This is a genomic window from Streptomyces sp. HUAS 15-9 (genome assembly GCF_025642155.1).
GTDB lineage: Bacteria > Actinomycetota > Actinomycetes > Streptomycetales > Streptomycetaceae > Streptomyces.
Map to the genome: position 1 here is coordinate 7,388,209 of NZ_CP106798.1, position 16,447 is coordinate 7,404,655.

Here is a 16,447-nt window from a genome sequence, read left to right on the forward strand (position 1 = left end):
TCAGGCCCGGTAGAGGGCTTCCACCTCGTTGGCGTAGGCGTTCTCGATCGCTTTGCGCTTCAGCTTCAACGACGGGGTGAGCAGGCCGTGTTCCTCGGTGAACGGCTGGGCCAGGATACGGAAGGTACGGATCGACTCGGCCTGCGAGACGAGGGTGTTGGCGGCGACCACCGCGCGCCGCACCTCCGCCTCCAGGTCGGCGTCGCGCACCAGCTCGGCCGCGGTCAGCTGCGGCTTGCCGCGCATCTGCAGCCAGTGCTCGACGGCCTCGGTGTCCAGGGTGACCAGGGCGGCGATGTACGGACGGTCGTTGCCGACCACGATGCACTGGCTGACCAGCGGATGGTCGCGGACCCGCTCCTCCAGCACACCGGGCGACACGCTCTTGCCGCCGGAGGTCACCAGGATCTCCTTCTTGCGGCCGGTGATGGTGAGATAGCCGTCCTCGTCCAGGGAGCCCAGGTCACCGGTGGCCAGCCAGCCGTCGTGCAAAGTCGCGTCGGTGGCCTTCTGGTTGTTGAGGTAGCCCTGGAAGACATGGCCGCCGCGCAGCCAGATCTCCCCGTCGTCCGCGATGTGCACCGTCGTACCCGGGACGGCCTGCCCGACCGTGCCGTAGCGGGTGCGCTCGGGAGGGTTCGCGGTGGCGGCAGCGGTCGACTCGGTGAGGCCGTAGCCCTCGTAGATCTGCACGCCCGCGCCCGCGAAGAACAGGCCGAGGCGGCGGTCCATCGCCGAACCACCGGACATCGCGTTGCGGATACGGCCGCCCATCGCCGCGCGCACCTTCGAGTAGACCAGCTTCTCGAAGAGCTGGTGCTGCATCCGCAGAGCCGCCGAGGGGCCGGGCCCGGTGCCCCAGGCCTTGGCCTCCACCGCCTCCGCGTACTTCACCGCGATATCGACGGCCTTCTCGAACGGCCCGGCCTTGCCCTCCTTCTCGGCCTTGCGGCGGGACGCGTTGAACACCTTCTCGAAGATGTACGGCACCGCGAGGATGAAGGTCGGCTTGAAGGCCGCCAGGTCGGGCAGCAGGGCGGCGGCGTTCAGCTGCGGCTGGTGCCCGAAGCGGACCCCGCCGCGGAACGCGGCCACCTCGACCATCCGCCCGAAGACGTGCGCCAGCGGCAGGAACAGCAGCGTCGACGCCTCGGCGTCCTTCTTCGAGTGGAACACCGGCTCCCAGCGGCCGATCATCGTGTCCGCCTCGAACATGAAGTTGCCGTGCGACAGGACACAGCCCTTGGGGCGGCCCGTGGTGCCCGAGGTGTAGATGATCGTCGCGATGGAGTCGGGGGTCACCGCCCGCCGGTGCCGGTGCACCGTCTCGTCGTCGAGGTGCGCACCGGCGTCGTACAGCTCCCGCACCGCGCCCGAGTCCAGCTGCCACAGCTGGTGCAGCCGGGGGAGCCGGTCGATGACGGTGGCGATCGTCATCGCGTGGTCCTCGTGCTCCACGATCGCGGCCGTGCACTCGGCGTCGTACAGCATCCAGAAGCACTGCTCGGCGGAGGAGGTGGGATAGACCGGCACCACCTGGGCGCCGATGGTCCACAGGGCGAAGTCGAAGAGGGTCCACTCGTAGCGGGTACGGGACATGATGGCGACCCGGTCGCCGAACCGGATGCCCCGGGCGAGCAGCCCCTTGGCGAGGGCGAGGACCTCGTCCCGGAACTCGGCCGAGGTCACGTCACGCCACTGTCCGAACTCGTCCTTGCGGCCCAGGGCCACATGCAGCGGGTCCTCGAGGGCATGCTCGAAGACGGCGTCGGCCAGACCGCCCACCGGCGGCGGCGATGCCCACGGAGGGTTGGTGAACTCGTGCAAACCCCGCTCCCCGCTCCTCGCTCCTCAGTGGCGCTCCGCGTAGGCCGTGAAAGCTACCCCACCCGGACGCGGTACGGGAGGGGGTGCGAAAACGAGCAATGTTCACGAATGGTCGGGCCGACGTCTGGAAAATGCGCTCACATGGGGAAGGGTCGGACAGAATACTTACCCCTCGGTAAGTTTCGAAACCGCAATCTCCACTGAATCTGTACGACGCGATTACGGCCCAGGCCCGCCATCGGATCAGCGTGCGCCGCGCTGACGCGGATGCAGACGGTCGCCGCCCGCCAGGATCGCCGCCGCCAGGGCGTTCGCCGCGGCCTCGGCAAGGGGGCGGCGTCGGCCGTGCACCAGGACGAAGTCCACCTTGCCCAGCTCCGGCAGGCTGGCCCGGTCGGGCACCCGGAACAGGCCGGGCGGCACCAGTCCCCGGGAGTGGGCCATCACGCCGAGGCCCGCGCGGGCCGCCGCGATCAGGCCGTTGAGGCTGCCGCTGGTGCAGGCGATGCGCCATGGCCGCCCCTGCCGCTCCAGTGCCTCCAGGGCCCGTGCCCGGGTGATGCCCGGCGCTGGATAGACGATCAGCGGGACCGGGCGGTCGGGGTCCAGGCGGAGCCGGTCCGCGCCGATCCACACCAGCTCGTCGTGCCACACCAGCTCGCCGCGCGGATCCTGCGGCCGGCGCTTGGCCAGCACCAGGTCGAGCTTCCCCGCGGTCAGCTGCTCGTGCAGCGTGCCGGACAGCTCCACCGTCAGCTCCAGGTCGACCTCGGGATGGTCGTACCGGAAGCCCTCCAGGATCTCCGGCAGCCGGGTGAGGACGAAGTCCTCCGACGCGCCGAAGCGCAGCCGGCCGCGCACCCGGGTGCCCGTGAAGAACGCCGTCGCCTGCTCGTGCACCTCCAGGATCCGGCGGGCGAAGCCGAGCATGGCCTCGCCGTCCTCGGTCAGCTCCACGGAGTGGGTGTCCCGGGCGAACAGCTGCCGCCCGGCGGCGTCCTCAAGGCGCCGCACATGCTGGCTCACGGTCGACTGGCGCAGCCCGAGCCGCTTGGCGGCCTGGGTGAAACTGAGCGTCTGGGCGACCGCCAGGAAGGTCCGCAGCTGGGAGGGGTCGTACACGCCCCCAGGCTATCGCGGAACGTGATGACAGTCAGAGTGGTATGCCTGATTCCCGATCGGCGGCCGGGAGAGGACGATGGGGACCGGGACAGGGCGATGGGACCCGGACAGGACGATGGAGACGGGCCCTCCAGCCCCGATCCGGATCTTCCGGACCCGATCCGGACCCGCACGAGACGTACAGCAAGTTGGAGCGCCGTGAAACGCCTGCGCCGGCCGAGCCGGATGCCGATCGACCCGTACATCCTGCTGCTGCTCGCCACAGTGGGCGTAGCGGCGCTGCTCCCGGCCCGGGGTACGGCCGCCGACGTGGCCTCCGGCGCGTCCACCGCCGCGATCGCCCTCCTGTTCTTCCTCTACGGCGCCCGGCTGTCCACGCGTGAGGCGCTGGACGGACTGCGCCACTGGCGGCTCCACACCACCGTCCTGGTCTGCACCTTCGTGATCTTCCCGCTGCTCGGCCTGGCCGCCCGCGGACTCGTGCCGGTACTGCTCACCCAGCCGCTCTACCAGGGCCTGCTCTTCCTCACCCTCGTGCCGTCGACGATCCAGTCGTCCATCGCGTTCACCTCGATCGCCCGCGGCAATGTGCCCGCCGCCATCTGCGCCGGCTCCTTCTCCTCCCTCGTCGGCATCGTCCTCACCCCACTGCTGGCGGCGGCACTGCTCGGCAGCAGCGGCGGCGGATTCTCCGCCGACTCGCTGATCAAGATCGTGCTGCAACTGCTGGTCCCGTTCCTCGCGGGCCAGGTGCTGCGCCCGTGGATCGCCGACTTCGTCGCCCGTCACAGGAAGGTCCTCGGCCTGGTCGACCGCGGCTCCATCCTGCTCGTCGTCTACACCGCGTTCAGCGAGGGCATGGTCCAGGGGATCTGGCACCGGGTGAACCCCGTGCGGCTGGCCGGACTGCTCGTCGTCGAGGCCGCGCTGCTCGCCGTGATGCTCGCCCTGACCTGGTACGGCGCCAAGGTGCTGCGCTTCGGTCGCGGGGACCGGATCGCCATCCAGTTCGCCGGGTCGAAGAAGTCCCTGGCCTCGGGACTGCCGATGGCGAGCGTCCTGTTCGGCGCGCACGCCTCGCTGGCCGTGCTGCCGCTGATGCTCTTCCACCAGATGCAGCTGATGGTGTGCGCGGTCATCGCCAAGCGCCGGGCACACGACCCCGAGGTCACGACCCCGTCCGCGTCAGCCGGAGGGTCACGAACCGAGGTCGGTACAGGTCCACGTTCCCGCTGATGCCGGCCGAGGCGGTCGTGGTCTCCAGCCAGTTGACGTCGTAGCTGAGCACCAGCCGTCCGTCCCCGCCACCGAGCGCCGGGTGCGCCTGCGGGTTGTACGCGGCCACCTGCCCGTCCGGCAGCCGCGCGCCGAAGCCCCTGCCCGGTCCGTGCCACGGGCCGGTGGGGGAGCACGCCCAGTACCAGGTGACCGCGGTCAGACCGGCCGTGCCCGCCGCCATGGTGAACAGGACGTACGTCCCCTCGTCCCGGACCACCGAGAACGTGCTGCCCACCCCGGTGCGCCGCCCGTCCCCGAGCACCGGGCGCGCGGCGGACGTGGACGTCCACGCGGAGCCGTCCCAGTACCGCCAGGCCGCCGGCTCGGCCAGCCTGCCCTCCCGCACCCGTGCCACATAGGCGGACGAGGGCCGACGGTCGACCGCCTGGCCGTCGTCACCGCCGAAGACGTACGTCCAGCCGCCCCGCGTGACGAGCGTGGTCCCGAACAGCACACGCCGGGACGGATCCGGCACCTGCCGCTGATCCAGGACCGGTACGACCGACTCCACCCGCAGGTCGGGCAGTGACAGCGTGGCGACCTCGGTGGCGCCGGGCACACCGTAGATCCACGGGTACGGACCGGCCGTCCGCACCCACAGCAGCACCCTGACGACGCTCTCGGCCGAGCCGGGGGAGCGGGGCTCGATGCGGGCCGCGACCGGCCAGCGCCACTGGTCCGGAGCGGGGTCCGGGAACAGCGGGGCGGAAAGGGTGGCGGTGAGCCGGCCCTTGTTGTCCATCACCACGGCCGAGTTGCGCACCATCGGAGCCGAGGCGTCGCGCCAGGAGTGGGGTTCACCCGAGGGGTTGGGCGGCCCGTGCACCTGGCCGAGGTAGGTGTCGGAGAACAGCCACAGCACCCGGCCGTCCGGCAGCCGTACCGAGTGGGTGCCGTCGCCGCCGGTCCAGTCGTCGGCACGGGCCGGATCGTCGCCGTACCGGGCGAATGCGCCGGTGAGCGCACCGTCGTACGTCCAGGAGGCGACCGTACGGGCCCCGCACCCACCGCCGCCCTCCCCGTGGCGGTCCTGGGGGAGAACGGTGAGCAGCACGGCGGCGAGGACCAGGGTCAGCAGCAGGCCGACCCCGGTTCCCGTCCGTCGTCGTGCTCGTGCGTCCTCGGACACCCCCGGGACGTTAGTGGCCGCCGCTCACATGGTCCATGGGCAGCCACAGCACGGTGTCCTTCACCGACCGGAGCGTCTTCGGGTCGGACAGCTCGTCGTCGCTCAGCGCGCGGTCCCAGACGTGGACGTCGTCGATGGTCCCGGTGAAGAAGGCCCGGCTGTCCATGCGCTGCCCGATGTGCACACCGAACGGCGAGTTGCGGCTCACGGAGCCCGCCACATCGGCGACGGACGACTGCACACCGTCGATGAACAGCGACAGCTTCCCGCCGCCCCTGCGCACCGCCAGATGGTGCCACTGGCCGTCGTTGTACGCCCCGGTGGTCGGCAGTGACGCCGTACGGATGGTGGACGCGCCCTCGCGTACGGTCATCAGGGCCCGCACCCGTTTGCTGTCCGGTTCGCCGCGCAGCCACACCTGCGGCTGTGTGGTGCCGATGCCCCCCATCCACAGCATCGGCTGCTCGCCGGTGGCGGCCGTGTACCGGAACCACAGCGACGCGGTGAAGTCGTCGCTGCCGAGCGGGAGTTCGTCGCGATACGGCAGACGTACGGCGTCGTCCACGCCGTCGAACTGCAGGGCGCCGCCCGACACTCCGTCCGTCTCCTCCGCGCCGCCGAGGACGGCCGCCCGCGGGGCGTGCCGGGCGCGGTCGGCGGTGGTCGGGTCGGGGCCGCGGCGCGGCTGGAGCCAGTCCTCGGTGAAGCGGGCGAAGCGGATCTCGTCGCGCGCGTCGACCGCCCCGCCCTCGTACATCAGCCCCACGGTGTCGTGGTCGGCGCGCACCAGGTCGGAGTAGCCGGACCAGTCCGTGGTGACGACCGTGCCGCGGTCCACGCTGTCCCAGGTGCGGCCGCCGTCGTAGGAGGAGCGGATCATCATGGTCCGGCGGCGGTCGGGGTCGCCGGGGCAGGCCAGCAGGATGCGGTTGCCCAGCCGCAGGGTCGAGCCCTGGACCTGCGGGGCGTAGAGGTCGGGAAGGCCCCGGAAGGGGCTGACGAAGCTGTCGCCGCCGTCGCGGCTGACGGTCTGCGTGCGGTGGCCGATGTCGGTGCCGTCCTGTTCGCGCCCGCTGACCAGGAGGGAGCCGTCGACGCGCTCGGTGAGGGTCAGTTCGGACGGCTTCTGCCGGAAGGTACGGTCCTCGGCGATGGGCCAGCTGTCGGTGGCCCCGATCCGCCAGTGGTCGCCGCCGTCGTCGCTGACGATCAGCGCCGCGTGATTCGCGGTGACCCGACTGCCGTCCCAGGTCTCGGTGTTGACGCCGAAGACCAGCCGCCCGGCGTCCTTGCCACGGGTGAGCTGGAGGCCGTGCACCGGGCCGGTCGCGTACCAGGAGTTCCAGTCCGCGGGCAGGATCTCGGGGCTCAGATCGCGCGGTGCCGACCAGGTCAGTCCGTCGTCGTCGCTGTACTGCAGATGAGGGGTGCGATCGCAGGGCACCGAGCAGCTGGCGGCGTCCGTACGGCCCGTGTTGTACGTCTCGGCCAGCAGGATGCGGCCGGTCTCGCGGTCCACGATCGGCGCCGGGTTGCCATGGGTGTCACCCGCGCCCTCGTTGACCACCCGCAGCGGGCCCCAGGTGCGCCCGCCGTCGGTGGAGCGCTTCACCACGATGTCGATGTCGGCCGCGTCACCGCAGTTGAGGACGCGTCCCTCGGCGAACGCCAGGAGCGTGCCGTCGGTGGTCTTCACGATCGCCGGAATGCGGAAGCAGGCATATCCCGGGTCCTGGGATGCCTTGAAGAGGATCTGCTGCTCGAAGTCGAGGGTGTCGGCGGCGGGTTGGGCGGCGTCAGCCGGATTCGACAGCACCGACAGCGCGGCCGCCGCGAAGGCGACGGCCAGGGTGGCTCTCAGTCGTGCGCGGACTCTTGACGGCATGGTGCGACCTGCCCTTCATGCGTCGGAGGCACAGGGACATGAGTCGTTCGGTCATCGGCGGGACATGACTCATCCGGTCATCGGGCATGACTCATCCGGTCATCGGTACATTCGGACATCCGACGTCCAACGTGCACTTCATCGACGTTAGTTGGGGCCTCGGGTGCCTCACAAGGAGCGTGCAGCCACTTCGCGGTTCAGGGGGTGCGGCACGACCCGCTCGCCCCGCTGTCGCCGGCCGAACGTGACCAGTTCATGGACCTGTTGATCCGGATTTCCGGTACGGACGGCTGATGGCGGCTAACGTTCCGTCATGACCGCACCCCTGGCGCTCGATCCGGCGCGCACAGCACTCGTCCTCGTCGATCTGATGGACCGCATCGTCGCGCTTCCCCTGGAACCCCGCAAAGGCACCGAAGTTCTGGTAGCCGCCGAGGAGTTGGCGGATGCCTTCCGCTCGGCCGGGGCGCTCGTCGTGCTCATTCGCGTCGAACGCCCCGGGGTCGCCGAGCAGCCGCCCGGCAGCGGACTGGTCGCAGGACTGCTGCGAGACGGCGACCTCGAGATCGTGAAGCGGACCATCGGCGCCTTCCAGGGCACGGAACTCGACGCACGGTTGCGTCAACGGGCCATCACCACACTCGTGTTCGGCGGCATCGCCACCAACCTGGGAGTGGAGTCCACCGCCCGCGCAGCCCACGACCTGGGCTACGACCTGGTCTTCGTGGAGAACGCCATGGCAGCGTTCACCACACCGGAACACGAGGCATCGGTACGCCTGGACTTCCCGAGGCTGGGTTCGGTGGTGTCCTCGCCCCAGGAGATGCGCTTCAACACCGTCTGACCGGCCGACGAGCCCACACAAATGAGCGGCAAGGGCCCACCAACATCGCCTTTCCCCACGCGCCGGCCGCGAGGGAGCCGAAGGGGCGCGCCGGTGTTGAGAGGGATGGGGGTCCCCCCTGCTCGAACGAAGTTGAGAGCTTGGGGGAGCGCGGAGGCCCGAAGGGCTGAGCACGATCACCCTCTCAACACCGGCAAAAAGCGCCCCGTAGGCGACCGAGCAAACAGAACAGAACAGAGCAGCACTCAGGCCTGCGTGGCCGCCGCCTTCAGGGCGAGGCGGTGTTCACCCGCGTACACGTTCATGGAGCTGCCCCGCAGGAAGCCCACCAGGGTCAGGCCGGTCTCGGCGGCCAGGTCCACCGCCAGGGAGGACGGGGCCGAGACCGCGGCCAGCACCGGGATACCCGCCATCACGGCCTTCTGCGCCAGCTCGAAGGAGGCCCGGCCCGACACGAGCAGGATGGTGCGGGACAGGGGCAGGTCGCCGTTCTGCACGGCGCGGCCGACCAGTTTGTCGACCGCGTTGTGCCGGCCCACGTCCTCTCGTATGTCGAGCAGCTCCCCGTCCTCGGTGAACAGGGCCGCGGCATGCAGTCCACCGGTCCGGTCGAACACCCGCTGGGACTCGCGCAGCCGGTCCGGAAGGCCGGTGAGCAGGGCAGGCGCGACGCGGACCGGGGGCCTGTCGGAGAGAGGCCAGCGCGCCGTCGTACGGACCGCGTCGAGGCTCGCCTTGCCGCACAGGCCGCACGACGAGGTGGTGTAGACGTTCCGCTCGAGCGTGATGTCGGGAACGGCGACGTCCGGAGCGGTCCGCACGTCCACCACGTTGTAGGTGTTCGAGCCGTCGACCGTCGCGCCCGCGCAGTACACGATGTTCTGCAGATCGGACGCGGCGGCCAGTACGCCCTCGCTCACCAGGAATCCGGCGGCCAGCGCGAAGTCGTCGCCCGGTGTGCGCATGGTGATCGCGAGGGGCTTGCCGTTGAGGCGGATCTCCAGGGGCTCCTCGGCGACGAGCGTGTCCGGACGGGTGGCGACGGCGCCGTCCCTGATGCGGATCACCTTGCGTCGTTCCGTGACTCGTCCCATGTCCTGATCAGCCCCGGTTCTGTATGTACTGGTAGCCGAAACGGCCCTTGATCACGGTCTCATTGTCCTGCACGTGGAGGGTGAGGCAGCAGAGGGCTGCGACTTTCACGTTTCACGGAAGCACAGCGGGATCGGGGGGTGAATGGATCGGGGGCAATGGATCGGGGGCAATGGTCGGACGTCCGAATGTCTGATGGAAGCCGACAACGAGGGCGCCGGAATCCTGTGGCTTCGGCTGCCGTCGTACCCGTGAGTCACTGACAAGACTGGTGGATCCCGCAACCAACGGCAACGAGGGGGAGCCCAAGATGAACGGCTCGCGCATCACCGCAGTCGGCCATTATCAGCCCGCCAAGGTACTCACCAACGAGGACCTGGCGGGCATGGTCGACACGAGTGACGCATGGATCCGCAGCCGGGTGGGCATCCGGACGCGGCACATCGCGGGGCCCGCCGAGCCCGTCGACGAGCTCGCCGCGTACGCCGCCGCCAAGGCGCTCGCGGCGGCGGGGCTGACGCCCGACGACATCGACCTGGTGCTGGTCGCCACCTCAACCGCGATCGACCGCTCTCCGAACACCGCGGCCCGCGTCGCGGCCCGCCTCGGCATTCCGCGGCCCGCCGCGATGGACGTCAACGTCGTGTGCGCCGGGTTCACGCACGCGCTGGCGACCGCCGACCACACCGTCCGCGCGGGGGCCGCGACCCGTGCCCTTGTGATCGGCGCCGACAAGATGTCCGAGGTGACCGACTGGAGCGACCGCACCACCTGCGTTCTCGTCGGCGACGGGGCGGGGGCCGCCGTCGTGGAGGCGTGCGGACCGGGGGAGGAGCCCGGGATCGGGCCCGTGCTGTGGGGGTCGGTGCCGGAGATGGGGCACGCCGTGCGGATCGAGGGCACACCGCCGCGGTTCGCGCAGGAGGGGCAGAGCGTCTACCGCTGGGCCACCACCCAGCTGCCGCCCATCGCGCGCCGTGCCTGCGAGAAGGCCGGCATCGCACCGGAGGACCTCGCCGCGGTCGTGCTGCACCAGGCCAACCTGCGCATCATCGAGCCCCTCGCCGAGAAGCTCGGCGCCGTCAACGCCGTGGTCGCGCGTGATGTCGCCGAGTCGGGCAACACCTCCGCCGCCAGCATTCCGCTCGCGCTGTCCAAGCTCGTCGAGCAGGGCGCGATCAGCGGCGGCGACCCGGTACTGCTCTTCGGCTTCGGCGGCAACCTGTCGTACGCCGGTCAGGTCGTACGGTGCCCGTGAGGGGCCGCGCAGGCGGGTGAGCGCCGGCGCAGGGGAGGGGCAGACCTGCTGGCGGCGGAGGTGTTGGTGTCGCCGTCGCGAGCATCGAGACGCAGTCGGCCAACGAGTCGCCAAGTGACCGGTCGCCGTGTTCCCGACCGCCGAGCGACCGGTCACCATGTTCCTACGACCAAGAGCGCGTCCTGGATGCGGACTCCTGAACGCGGACTCCCGGATGCGGTCTCGCGCCCCCACCGGAGTCCGCGTCTGCCCGCGCGAGCACACGTCCGCCCGCGCGAGCCCGCTTCTGCTCGCACGAGCCCGTGTCTCCCCGCCCGAGTCCGCGTCGAAGCGGGCTCAGGCGCCGGGGACGACCCTTGCCACACCCCGCCCCGATCGCCGCCCCGAGAGCGGAGCAGACGAATGGCACCCACGCTCACCACCACCCGCCCCACCCTCGCGCTGAAGCCCGGCACCTCCTGGAGCGACGCCTGGCGGCGCTGCCTGGCCGTCGCCCCCGAGGCCTTCCGGGACGACCGCGTCCTCAACCTCTACGGTGCCGCCTGGCAGCCGGACGGCCGGGCGCTGCCCGCGACCACCCCGGTCGACGGCAGCCCCATCGCGGGCGCGCCGCGGCTGGACCGGACCACCGCCCAGCAGGCCGTACGGGCCTCGCTGGACCAGCACCGCGCCTGGCGGCATGTGCCGCTGGAGGAGCGCCGGGCCCGGGTCGCGGCCGCTCTCGACGCGCTGACCGAGCACCGCGAACTGCTCGCGCTGCTGCTCGTCTGGGAGATCGGCAAGCCCTGGCGGCTCGCCCAGGCCGACGTCGACCGGGCGATCGACGGCGTGCGCTGGTACGTCGACGGCATCGAGCCGATGGTCGCCGGCCGGGCCCCGCTGGACGGGCCGGTGTCCAACATCGCGAGCTGGAACTACCCGATGAGCGTGCTCGCGCACGCCATGCTGGTGCAGGCGCTCGCGGGCAACGCGGTCATCGCCAAGACGCCGACCGACGGTGGCGTCGCCTGTCTCACCCTGGCCTCGGCGCTCATCGCCCGTGAGGGCATCCCGGTCACCCTGGTCAGCGGCAGCGGCGGCGAGCTCTCGGAGGCGCTGGTGCGCGCGCCCGAGATCGGCTGTGTCTCCTTCGTCGGCGGCCGCGACACCGGCGCCGCGGTGGCCACCGCCGTGGCCGACCTCGGCAAGCGGCACGTGCTTGAACAGGAGGGGCTCAACACCTGGGGCATCTGGAACTTCTCCGACTGGGATGCGCTCACGGCCGTCATCCCCAAGCTCTTCGACTACGGCAAGCAGCGCTGCACGGCGTACCCGCGCTTCGTCGTCCAGCGCACGCAGTTCGACGAGTTCCTGGCGGCCTACCTGCCCGCGGTGCGCGGGATCAAGGTCGGCCACCCGCTGGCCGTCGGGCACCCGGACGACCTTCCGCCCGAGCTGGACTTCGGACCGGTGATCAACGCGGCCAAGGCCACGGAGCTGCGGGCCCAGGTCGCCGAGGCCATCGACCGCGGTGCCGTCCCGCTGCACCGGGGCAGCCTGTCCGACGCCCGCTTCCTGCCCGGCCAGGACACCTCGGCGTACGTCCAGCCGATCACGCTGCTGGGCCCGCCCCCTTCCTCCCCGCTGCACCACGCGGAGCCGTTCGGCCCGGTCGACACGATCGTCCTGGTCGACACGGAGGCGGAGCTGCTCGCGGCGATGAACGCGTCCAACGGCGCTCTGGTCGCCACCCTCTCCACCGACGACCGGGCCGCCTACGACCGGCTGGCACCGCAGATCCGCGCGTTCAAGGTCGGCCACGGAAAGCCCCGCTCCCGCGGCGACCGCGACGAGCTGTTCGGCGGCTTCGGCGCCTCCTGGCGCGGCGCCTTCGTCGGCGGCGAGCTCCTGGTACGCGCGGTGACCCAGGGCCCGACGGGGGAGCGGCTGCCCGGCAACTTCCCGGACTACCAGCTCATGCCGTGACCCCGGACCCGGTGGCGCCGGTCATGGACGGGCGCCACCGGGATGATGATCTGGTCGGCCACGGACCGGGACTGCCGCCTGAGACACTCATCCGTGCCCTCCGGATCCTGATGCCGTCGCGGTAGCCACCCCGCCACCTCCGGTGACCTGGCTCACCGGCGGATATGCAGGTGAAAGGCACTCCGAAACCTTGGTATTGTTGTCCGTGTCGCCGCGGGGAACAACCCCGGCCAGGCGACAGACACCTGGTCCGGGTGGCGGAATGGCAGACGCGCTAGCTTGAGGTGCTAGTGCCCTTTATCGGGCGTGGGGGTTCAAGTCCCCCCTCGGACACAACCGCTGACGATACGGTGACGAGGGCCTCGACCTGACGGTCGCGGTCCTTGTTGCGTTTTCGTAGCTGACGGTGATGCCCAGTGTTTCGTAGAGTGCGCCTTTCTTGTCAGCGGCGGCTGTGTGGATGCGCTGTGCAATATCCCCAAGACTCTCAGTCATCTCGCGGATCTGCTGCGCATCGAGTGGGTGTTCCTTCTTCCGAGTGAGGGTGGGGAGCGCGTCGAGTTTCTTCCGTGCCGCCGCCTTGTCTCTCTGCGCCTCGTTGATCCACTGGGTGACGACGGCTGGGTCGGCTCCGGCTTCGAGGGCTGCCTGGTAGCGGGCGAGTCGTCGCGCGCAGTCCTTGATCGCTTGGCGTGCTTGGGCCTGCTCCGGTGTGGGAGTCTCTGCGGTGCTTGCTGCGGCGCTTGCGTGGGTGAGCGCTTCGATGGTGGCAGTGAGCCTGTGGGGCTCGTAAAGTCATCGCTGCAGGTCAAGCCGTGTAGCGGTACTCGTTGACGACTCCGCCGAGGACTCTGGTTCGCAGAACCCGCCGGGGCTCGAACTGTTTCGAGGCTGCTGGCTGTTCTTCGGTTTCAGGCGGTAGTTGGTCGCGGGATCGATGCGGCCGGTGCCTGTTGTAGTGGTCCCGGTACTCGGTGAGGACCTGACTGGCGTGGGCCTCGTTCATGATCAGAACGTGGTCGAGGACTTCGCGGCGGATCGTGCCGATCACGCGCTCGCAGTGCGCGTTCATCCGAGGCGCCCGCGGCGCGCTGAGCAACACCTGCATGTCCTCGGCTGCGAAGACGGCATCGAACGACTCGGTGTACTTGCTGTCGCGGTCACGGACTACGTGCAGAGCCTCGACACGGCTGCCGAGGTCGGCGGCGATGTTGCGGGCCTGCTGAGTGGCCCACTGCGCGGTGGGATGGGTGGTGACGCCGGTGATGTGGAGCCTGCGGGTGCCGTGCTCAAGGAACGCCAGGGCGTACAAGCGCCTGCCGGTCAGTGTCAACGTGGAAGAAGTCCGCCGCGATGATCCCCTCAGCCTGCGCAGTGAGGAAGTCGCGCCAACTCGGACCGGTATGGCGCGGCGCCGGGTCAACGCCGGCCGCGTGCAGGATTCCCCAGACCGTAGACGGTGCGATCGGGTGCCCAAGCCGGGCCAGCTCGCCCTGTATCCTGCGATGCCCCCACCGCGGGTTCTCCCGGGCCAGGCGCAGGACGAGCTTCTTGAGTTCGGCCGCTGTGGGCGGGCGGCCGGTGCGCCCGCGTCGGTGGGAGTAGTCCCACCGGCCAGCGATCAGCCTTCGGTGCCAGGCCAGCAGCGTCCCCGGCGTGACCGGAAAGACGCTGCACCAGTGGTGACGCGGAATCAGCGACGACAACGCGGCCAGCCAGAACCGGTCCAAAGGCTCGTAACGGACCGGACTATTGAGCTGTCGTCGCAGCACCGCGTTTTCGTGCCGCAGCACCAGCAGTTCGGCGTCTTTGGCGCTGTCCCGGTGTAGCAGCACAGCTGGCACGGCCAGCAGCGCACGAGTGGCCCGATACAGCAGCGAGATGTTCACCCGCGCAGCATTCCCACGACCACCGAGCGCCCCTCACGCGGGCCCCTACCTGCAGCGATGACTTTACGATCCCCACACGGCAGTGGAGAACCCCCGACGCGTTGTCTTGACGCTCGACTGACGCTGTACCTGATGGTGTGTCAGTCGCTTGCAATGTCACCGCCCGGCTCGGACTCAGTGCAACGGTAAGCGCAACTGGTGCCACAGCACCGGCAACCAGCCGCCGTTCGACCTCCTCTGACGACAGCCCCGCGCCGAGATCGTCCTCGCGCGGTACGCCGAAGAGCCGGCAGTGCACGGTCACGGGGAGCGGGTAGGCGAAGCGGATGGGGTGTGAAGGACTCGGTCAGCCGATCTTGAGGAGGCCGGCTTCGACGACGGCGTGGCCGAAGGGGCTCGCGAGTTCGGCGAGGCGTTCGCAGTCGGCGTCACCCAGGGCGGCGTAGGCGGGGAGGGCCAGGTGGTCGGTGCGGTCCTCGATGTGCCGGCGCAGGAGTACGCCTTCCGGGCTGAGAGAGTCGCCGTCGAGGAGGCCTCGCTTGCGCAAGCGCTCCTGGGCGTCGGCCCACTCCTCCTCGGGCCATGCGCGGCTCGCCTTGAGGAAGTCGACGGGAATCTCACCGGTGGCGGCGTGCAGAATCAGTGCCTCCAAGCCTCCGACGCCCTCGCTCAGCAGGCACGCGACATGGCCGTCTCCGCGGAACTCCCGGAGCAGCGTCTGGGCGTGCCACAACTGCAGTACCGGCTCCTTGGGCCAGGGCAGTGCGGCATGGGCGGCGAACAGCGGCCGGCCCTGCGCGTGTTCGAAGGCCGCCTCGGCGGCCCGGTGGGTCAGCGCCAGGACCTCGTCCAGGGCGGACAGTTCGTGGATTCCCGCCCGCCGCAGGGCTTCGCCCGCAGCGGCGTACCGCGCGTCCAGCACCTGCTGCGGCGTCGTGGCGTCCCAGGCACCGTCGACCGCCTGGCGTACGAAGGCAGGGTTGAAGTTGTAGAAGGTCGAGATGACCAGCTCGGCGGATGCTCGGCCGAAGACGGCGCTCCGGGAGGTGAAGTACCCGGCGTGTCCGCTCAGTCCGAGGTCCGCGTACCGTCGCCTTGCCTCGGGGACGAAGTAGATCATCGCGTGTACGGGCTCGAGGCGGCGCCAGGCCGCGCGCGCTGACTTCATGGGGTCACCTCTACGGAGAGTGGACGAACGGGGTATTCGCTGGGGGCTCTGCGGGTTTCAGTGCTCGCCATGCGCTCGCAGGTGTTCGAGCAGCAGGCGGCTCAGCGCATCGGGTGCCTCCTCGGGGACCCAGTGGCTGACGCCCTGGAGCGTCTCGAACCGGTACGGCCCGTTGACCCACTGCCCCGTCTGCTGTGCGGCCGCCGGGCCGAACGCGCTGTCCTCCGTGCTCCAGACGTACAGCGTGGGCACGTCGATGACGCCGATCGCGCCGTCGGGGCGGCCCGCCCGGTACCAGTTCAGCGCCGCGGTGAGAGCGCCCGGCTGGGACAGGTGCCGTACGTAGGCCTCGGCACTGTCTTGCGGGACCTTTCCGGCGTAGAACGCGCGAAGCTCCTGGGCGTCGTGGGCGAGCATGCGTTCTTCGGTCGCGGGTGTTTCACGCCAGTCGATCATGTAGCGCGAGCGTTGGCGCTGATCCTGGTCGGTGCGCAGGCTGGTGGCCAGAGCGCCGGGGTGCGGGGTCGAGACAACCGTCAGGGTGCGTACGCGGCCGGGGTGGGCGTGAGCCGTCCACCACGCCACTGCGCCTCCCCAGTCGTGGCCGACCAGGTCGAACGCCGCCCAGCCCAGTTCCTCGGTGATCGCGACCACGTCGTCGACGAGAAGGCCGATGCGATAGTCCTCGGGCCGCTGGGGGCGGGCGCCGGGGGAGTACCCACGTTGGTTCGGTGCCACCACCCGGTAGCCGTGCGCGGCCAGTGCCGCGATCTGCCGTTGCCACACCAGCCCCGTCTGCGGGAAGCCGTGCAGCAGTAGCACCGGGCGGCCCTCGGGCGGGCCCGCCACGATCGCGTCGAACACGCCCACGCCGGTGGAGATGCTCAGTTCCGTCACGATCCACCCCTCATACCGACTGGTCGGTCCTCTTCAGGGAGGGGCGGGCTGTCAAGACCGCGAGCATGTGCGCATCCCCGCTTTCCTGATCGT

Annotated in this window: 11 protein-coding genes, 1 tRNA gene and 1 pseudogene; 5 read left to right on the forward strand and 8 right to left on the reverse strand. The window is 70.4% G+C overall.

The genetic code is table 11. The features are described 5' to 3' along the window. Positions 1-1,827: an AMP-dependent synthetase/ligase gene (locus N8I87_RS33755; protein ID WP_263214494.1), complete on the reverse strand. Its 1,827-nt coding sequence runs from the start codon at positions 1,825-1,827 to the stop codon at positions 1-3. 243 nt (positions 1,828-2,070) lie between these two features. Further along, the gene (locus tag N8I87_RS33760) at positions 2,071-2,949 is read right to left on the reverse strand and encodes a LysR substrate-binding domain-containing protein (protein ID WP_263214497.1); all 879 of its coding nucleotides are present in this window, start codon (positions 2,947-2,949) and stop codon (positions 2,071-2,073) included. A 225-nt stretch (positions 2,950-3,174) separates the two neighbouring features. On the opposite strand from N8I87_RS33760, the gene N8I87_RS33765 reads away from it, so the two are divergent. Next, positions 3,175-4,185: a bile acid:sodium symporter family protein gene (locus tag N8I87_RS33765; RefSeq protein ID WP_263216786.1), complete on the forward strand. Its 1,011-nt coding sequence runs from the start codon at positions 3,175-3,177 to the stop codon at positions 4,183-4,185. Here N8I87_RS33765 and N8I87_RS33770 read toward each other — a convergent pair. Both N8I87_RS33770 and N8I87_RS33775 read right to left on the reverse strand, forming a co-directional pair. Continuing rightward, the gene (locus tag N8I87_RS33770; protein ID WP_263214499.1) at positions 4,118-5,356 is read right to left on the reverse strand and encodes a DUF5005 domain-containing protein; all 1,239 of its coding nucleotides are present in this window, start codon (positions 5,354-5,356) and stop codon (positions 4,118-4,120) included. The two genes, N8I87_RS33765 and N8I87_RS33770, sit on opposite strands and share 68 nt — an antisense overlap. Positions 5,357-5,366: 10 nt before the next feature. After that, entirely contained in the window at positions 5,367-7,241 is a 1,875-nt protein-coding gene (locus N8I87_RS33775) for a sialidase family protein (protein ID WP_263214500.1), read from the reverse strand. 313 nt (positions 7,242-7,554) lie between these two features. On the opposite strand from N8I87_RS33775, the gene N8I87_RS33780 reads away from it, so the two are divergent. Then, positions 7,555-8,085: an isochorismatase family protein gene (locus tag N8I87_RS33780; protein ID WP_263214502.1), complete on the forward strand. Its 531-nt coding sequence runs from the start codon at positions 7,555-7,557 to the stop codon at positions 8,083-8,085. 245 nt (positions 8,086-8,330) lie between these two features. Here the strand turns inward: N8I87_RS33780 and fdhD are convergent, their stop codons facing one another. Continuing rightward, positions 8,331-9,179 (reverse strand): formate dehydrogenase accessory sulfurtransferase FdhD, encoded by an 849-nt coding sequence (gene fdhD / locus N8I87_RS33785; RefSeq protein ID WP_263214504.1) that lies wholly within the window; start codon positions 9,177-9,179, stop codon positions 8,331-8,333. Between the two features lie 308 nt (positions 9,180-9,487). On the opposite strand from fdhD, the gene N8I87_RS33790 reads away from it, so the two are divergent. From N8I87_RS33790 to N8I87_RS33800, 3 genes are all read left to right on the forward strand, one after another. Next, the gene (locus N8I87_RS33790) at positions 9,488-10,435 is read left to right on the forward strand and encodes a beta-ketoacyl-ACP synthase III (RefSeq protein ID WP_263214506.1); all 948 of its coding nucleotides are present in this window, start codon (positions 9,488-9,490) and stop codon (positions 10,433-10,435) included. Between the two features lie 402 nt (positions 10,436-10,837). Then, positions 10,838-12,400 (forward strand): aldehyde dehydrogenase family protein, encoded by a 1,563-nt coding sequence (locus tag N8I87_RS33795; RefSeq protein ID WP_263214507.1) that lies wholly within the window; start codon positions 10,838-10,840, stop codon positions 12,398-12,400. Positions 12,401-12,648: 248 nt separating this feature from the next. Continuing rightward, positions 12,649-12,733: transfer RNA gene (locus tag N8I87_RS33800), tRNA-Leu, on the forward strand. Between the two features lie 475 nt (positions 12,734-13,208). On the opposite strand, the pseudogene N8I87_RS33805 reads toward N8I87_RS33800, so the two are convergent. The 3 genes and pseudogenes from N8I87_RS33805 to N8I87_RS33815 form a co-directional block, all read right to left on the reverse strand. After that, a pseudogene (locus N8I87_RS33805) lies at positions 13,209-14,289 on the reverse strand (integrase core domain-containing protein). Positions 14,290-14,635: 346 nt separating this feature from the next. Beyond that, a complete protein-coding gene (locus N8I87_RS33810; RefSeq protein ID WP_263214508.1) occupies positions 14,636-15,457 on the reverse strand; it encodes an SCO6745 family protein in 822 nt (273 codons plus the stop codon). A 57-nt stretch (positions 15,458-15,514) separates the two neighbouring features. After that, positions 15,515-16,357 (reverse strand): alpha/beta fold hydrolase, encoded by an 843-nt coding sequence (locus N8I87_RS33815; RefSeq protein WP_411577397.1) that lies wholly within the window; start codon positions 16,355-16,357, stop codon positions 15,515-15,517. Positions 16,358-16,447 lie beyond the last annotated feature (90 nt).

Bases quoted from the DNA above. Each gene is read 5' to 3' on its own strand.
- N8I87_RS33765 (WP_263216786.1), top strand. From the start codon at position 3,175: ATGCCGATCGACCCGTACATCCTGCTGCTGCTCGCCACAGTGGGCGTA.
- N8I87_RS33775 (WP_263214500.1), bottom strand. From the start codon at position 7,241: ATGCCGTCAAGAGTCCGCGCACGACTGAGAGCCACCCTGGCCGTCGCC.
- N8I87_RS33780 (WP_263214502.1), top strand. From the start codon at position 7,555: ATGACCGCACCCCTGGCGCTCGATCCGGCGCGCACAGCACTCGTCCTC.
- fdhD (WP_263214504.1), bottom strand. From the start codon at position 9,179: ATGGGACGAGTCACGGAACGACGCAAGGTGATCCGCATCAGGGACGGC.
- N8I87_RS33790 (WP_263214506.1), top strand. From the start codon at position 9,488: ATGAACGGCTCGCGCATCACCGCAGTCGGCCATTATCAGCCCGCCAAG.
- N8I87_RS33795 (WP_263214507.1), top strand. From the start codon at position 10,838: ATGGCACCCACGCTCACCACCACCCGCCCCACCCTCGCGCTGAAGCCC.
- N8I87_RS33810 (WP_263214508.1), bottom strand. From the start codon at position 15,457: ATGAAGTCAGCGCGCGCGGCCTGGCGCCGCCTCGAGCCCGTACACGCG.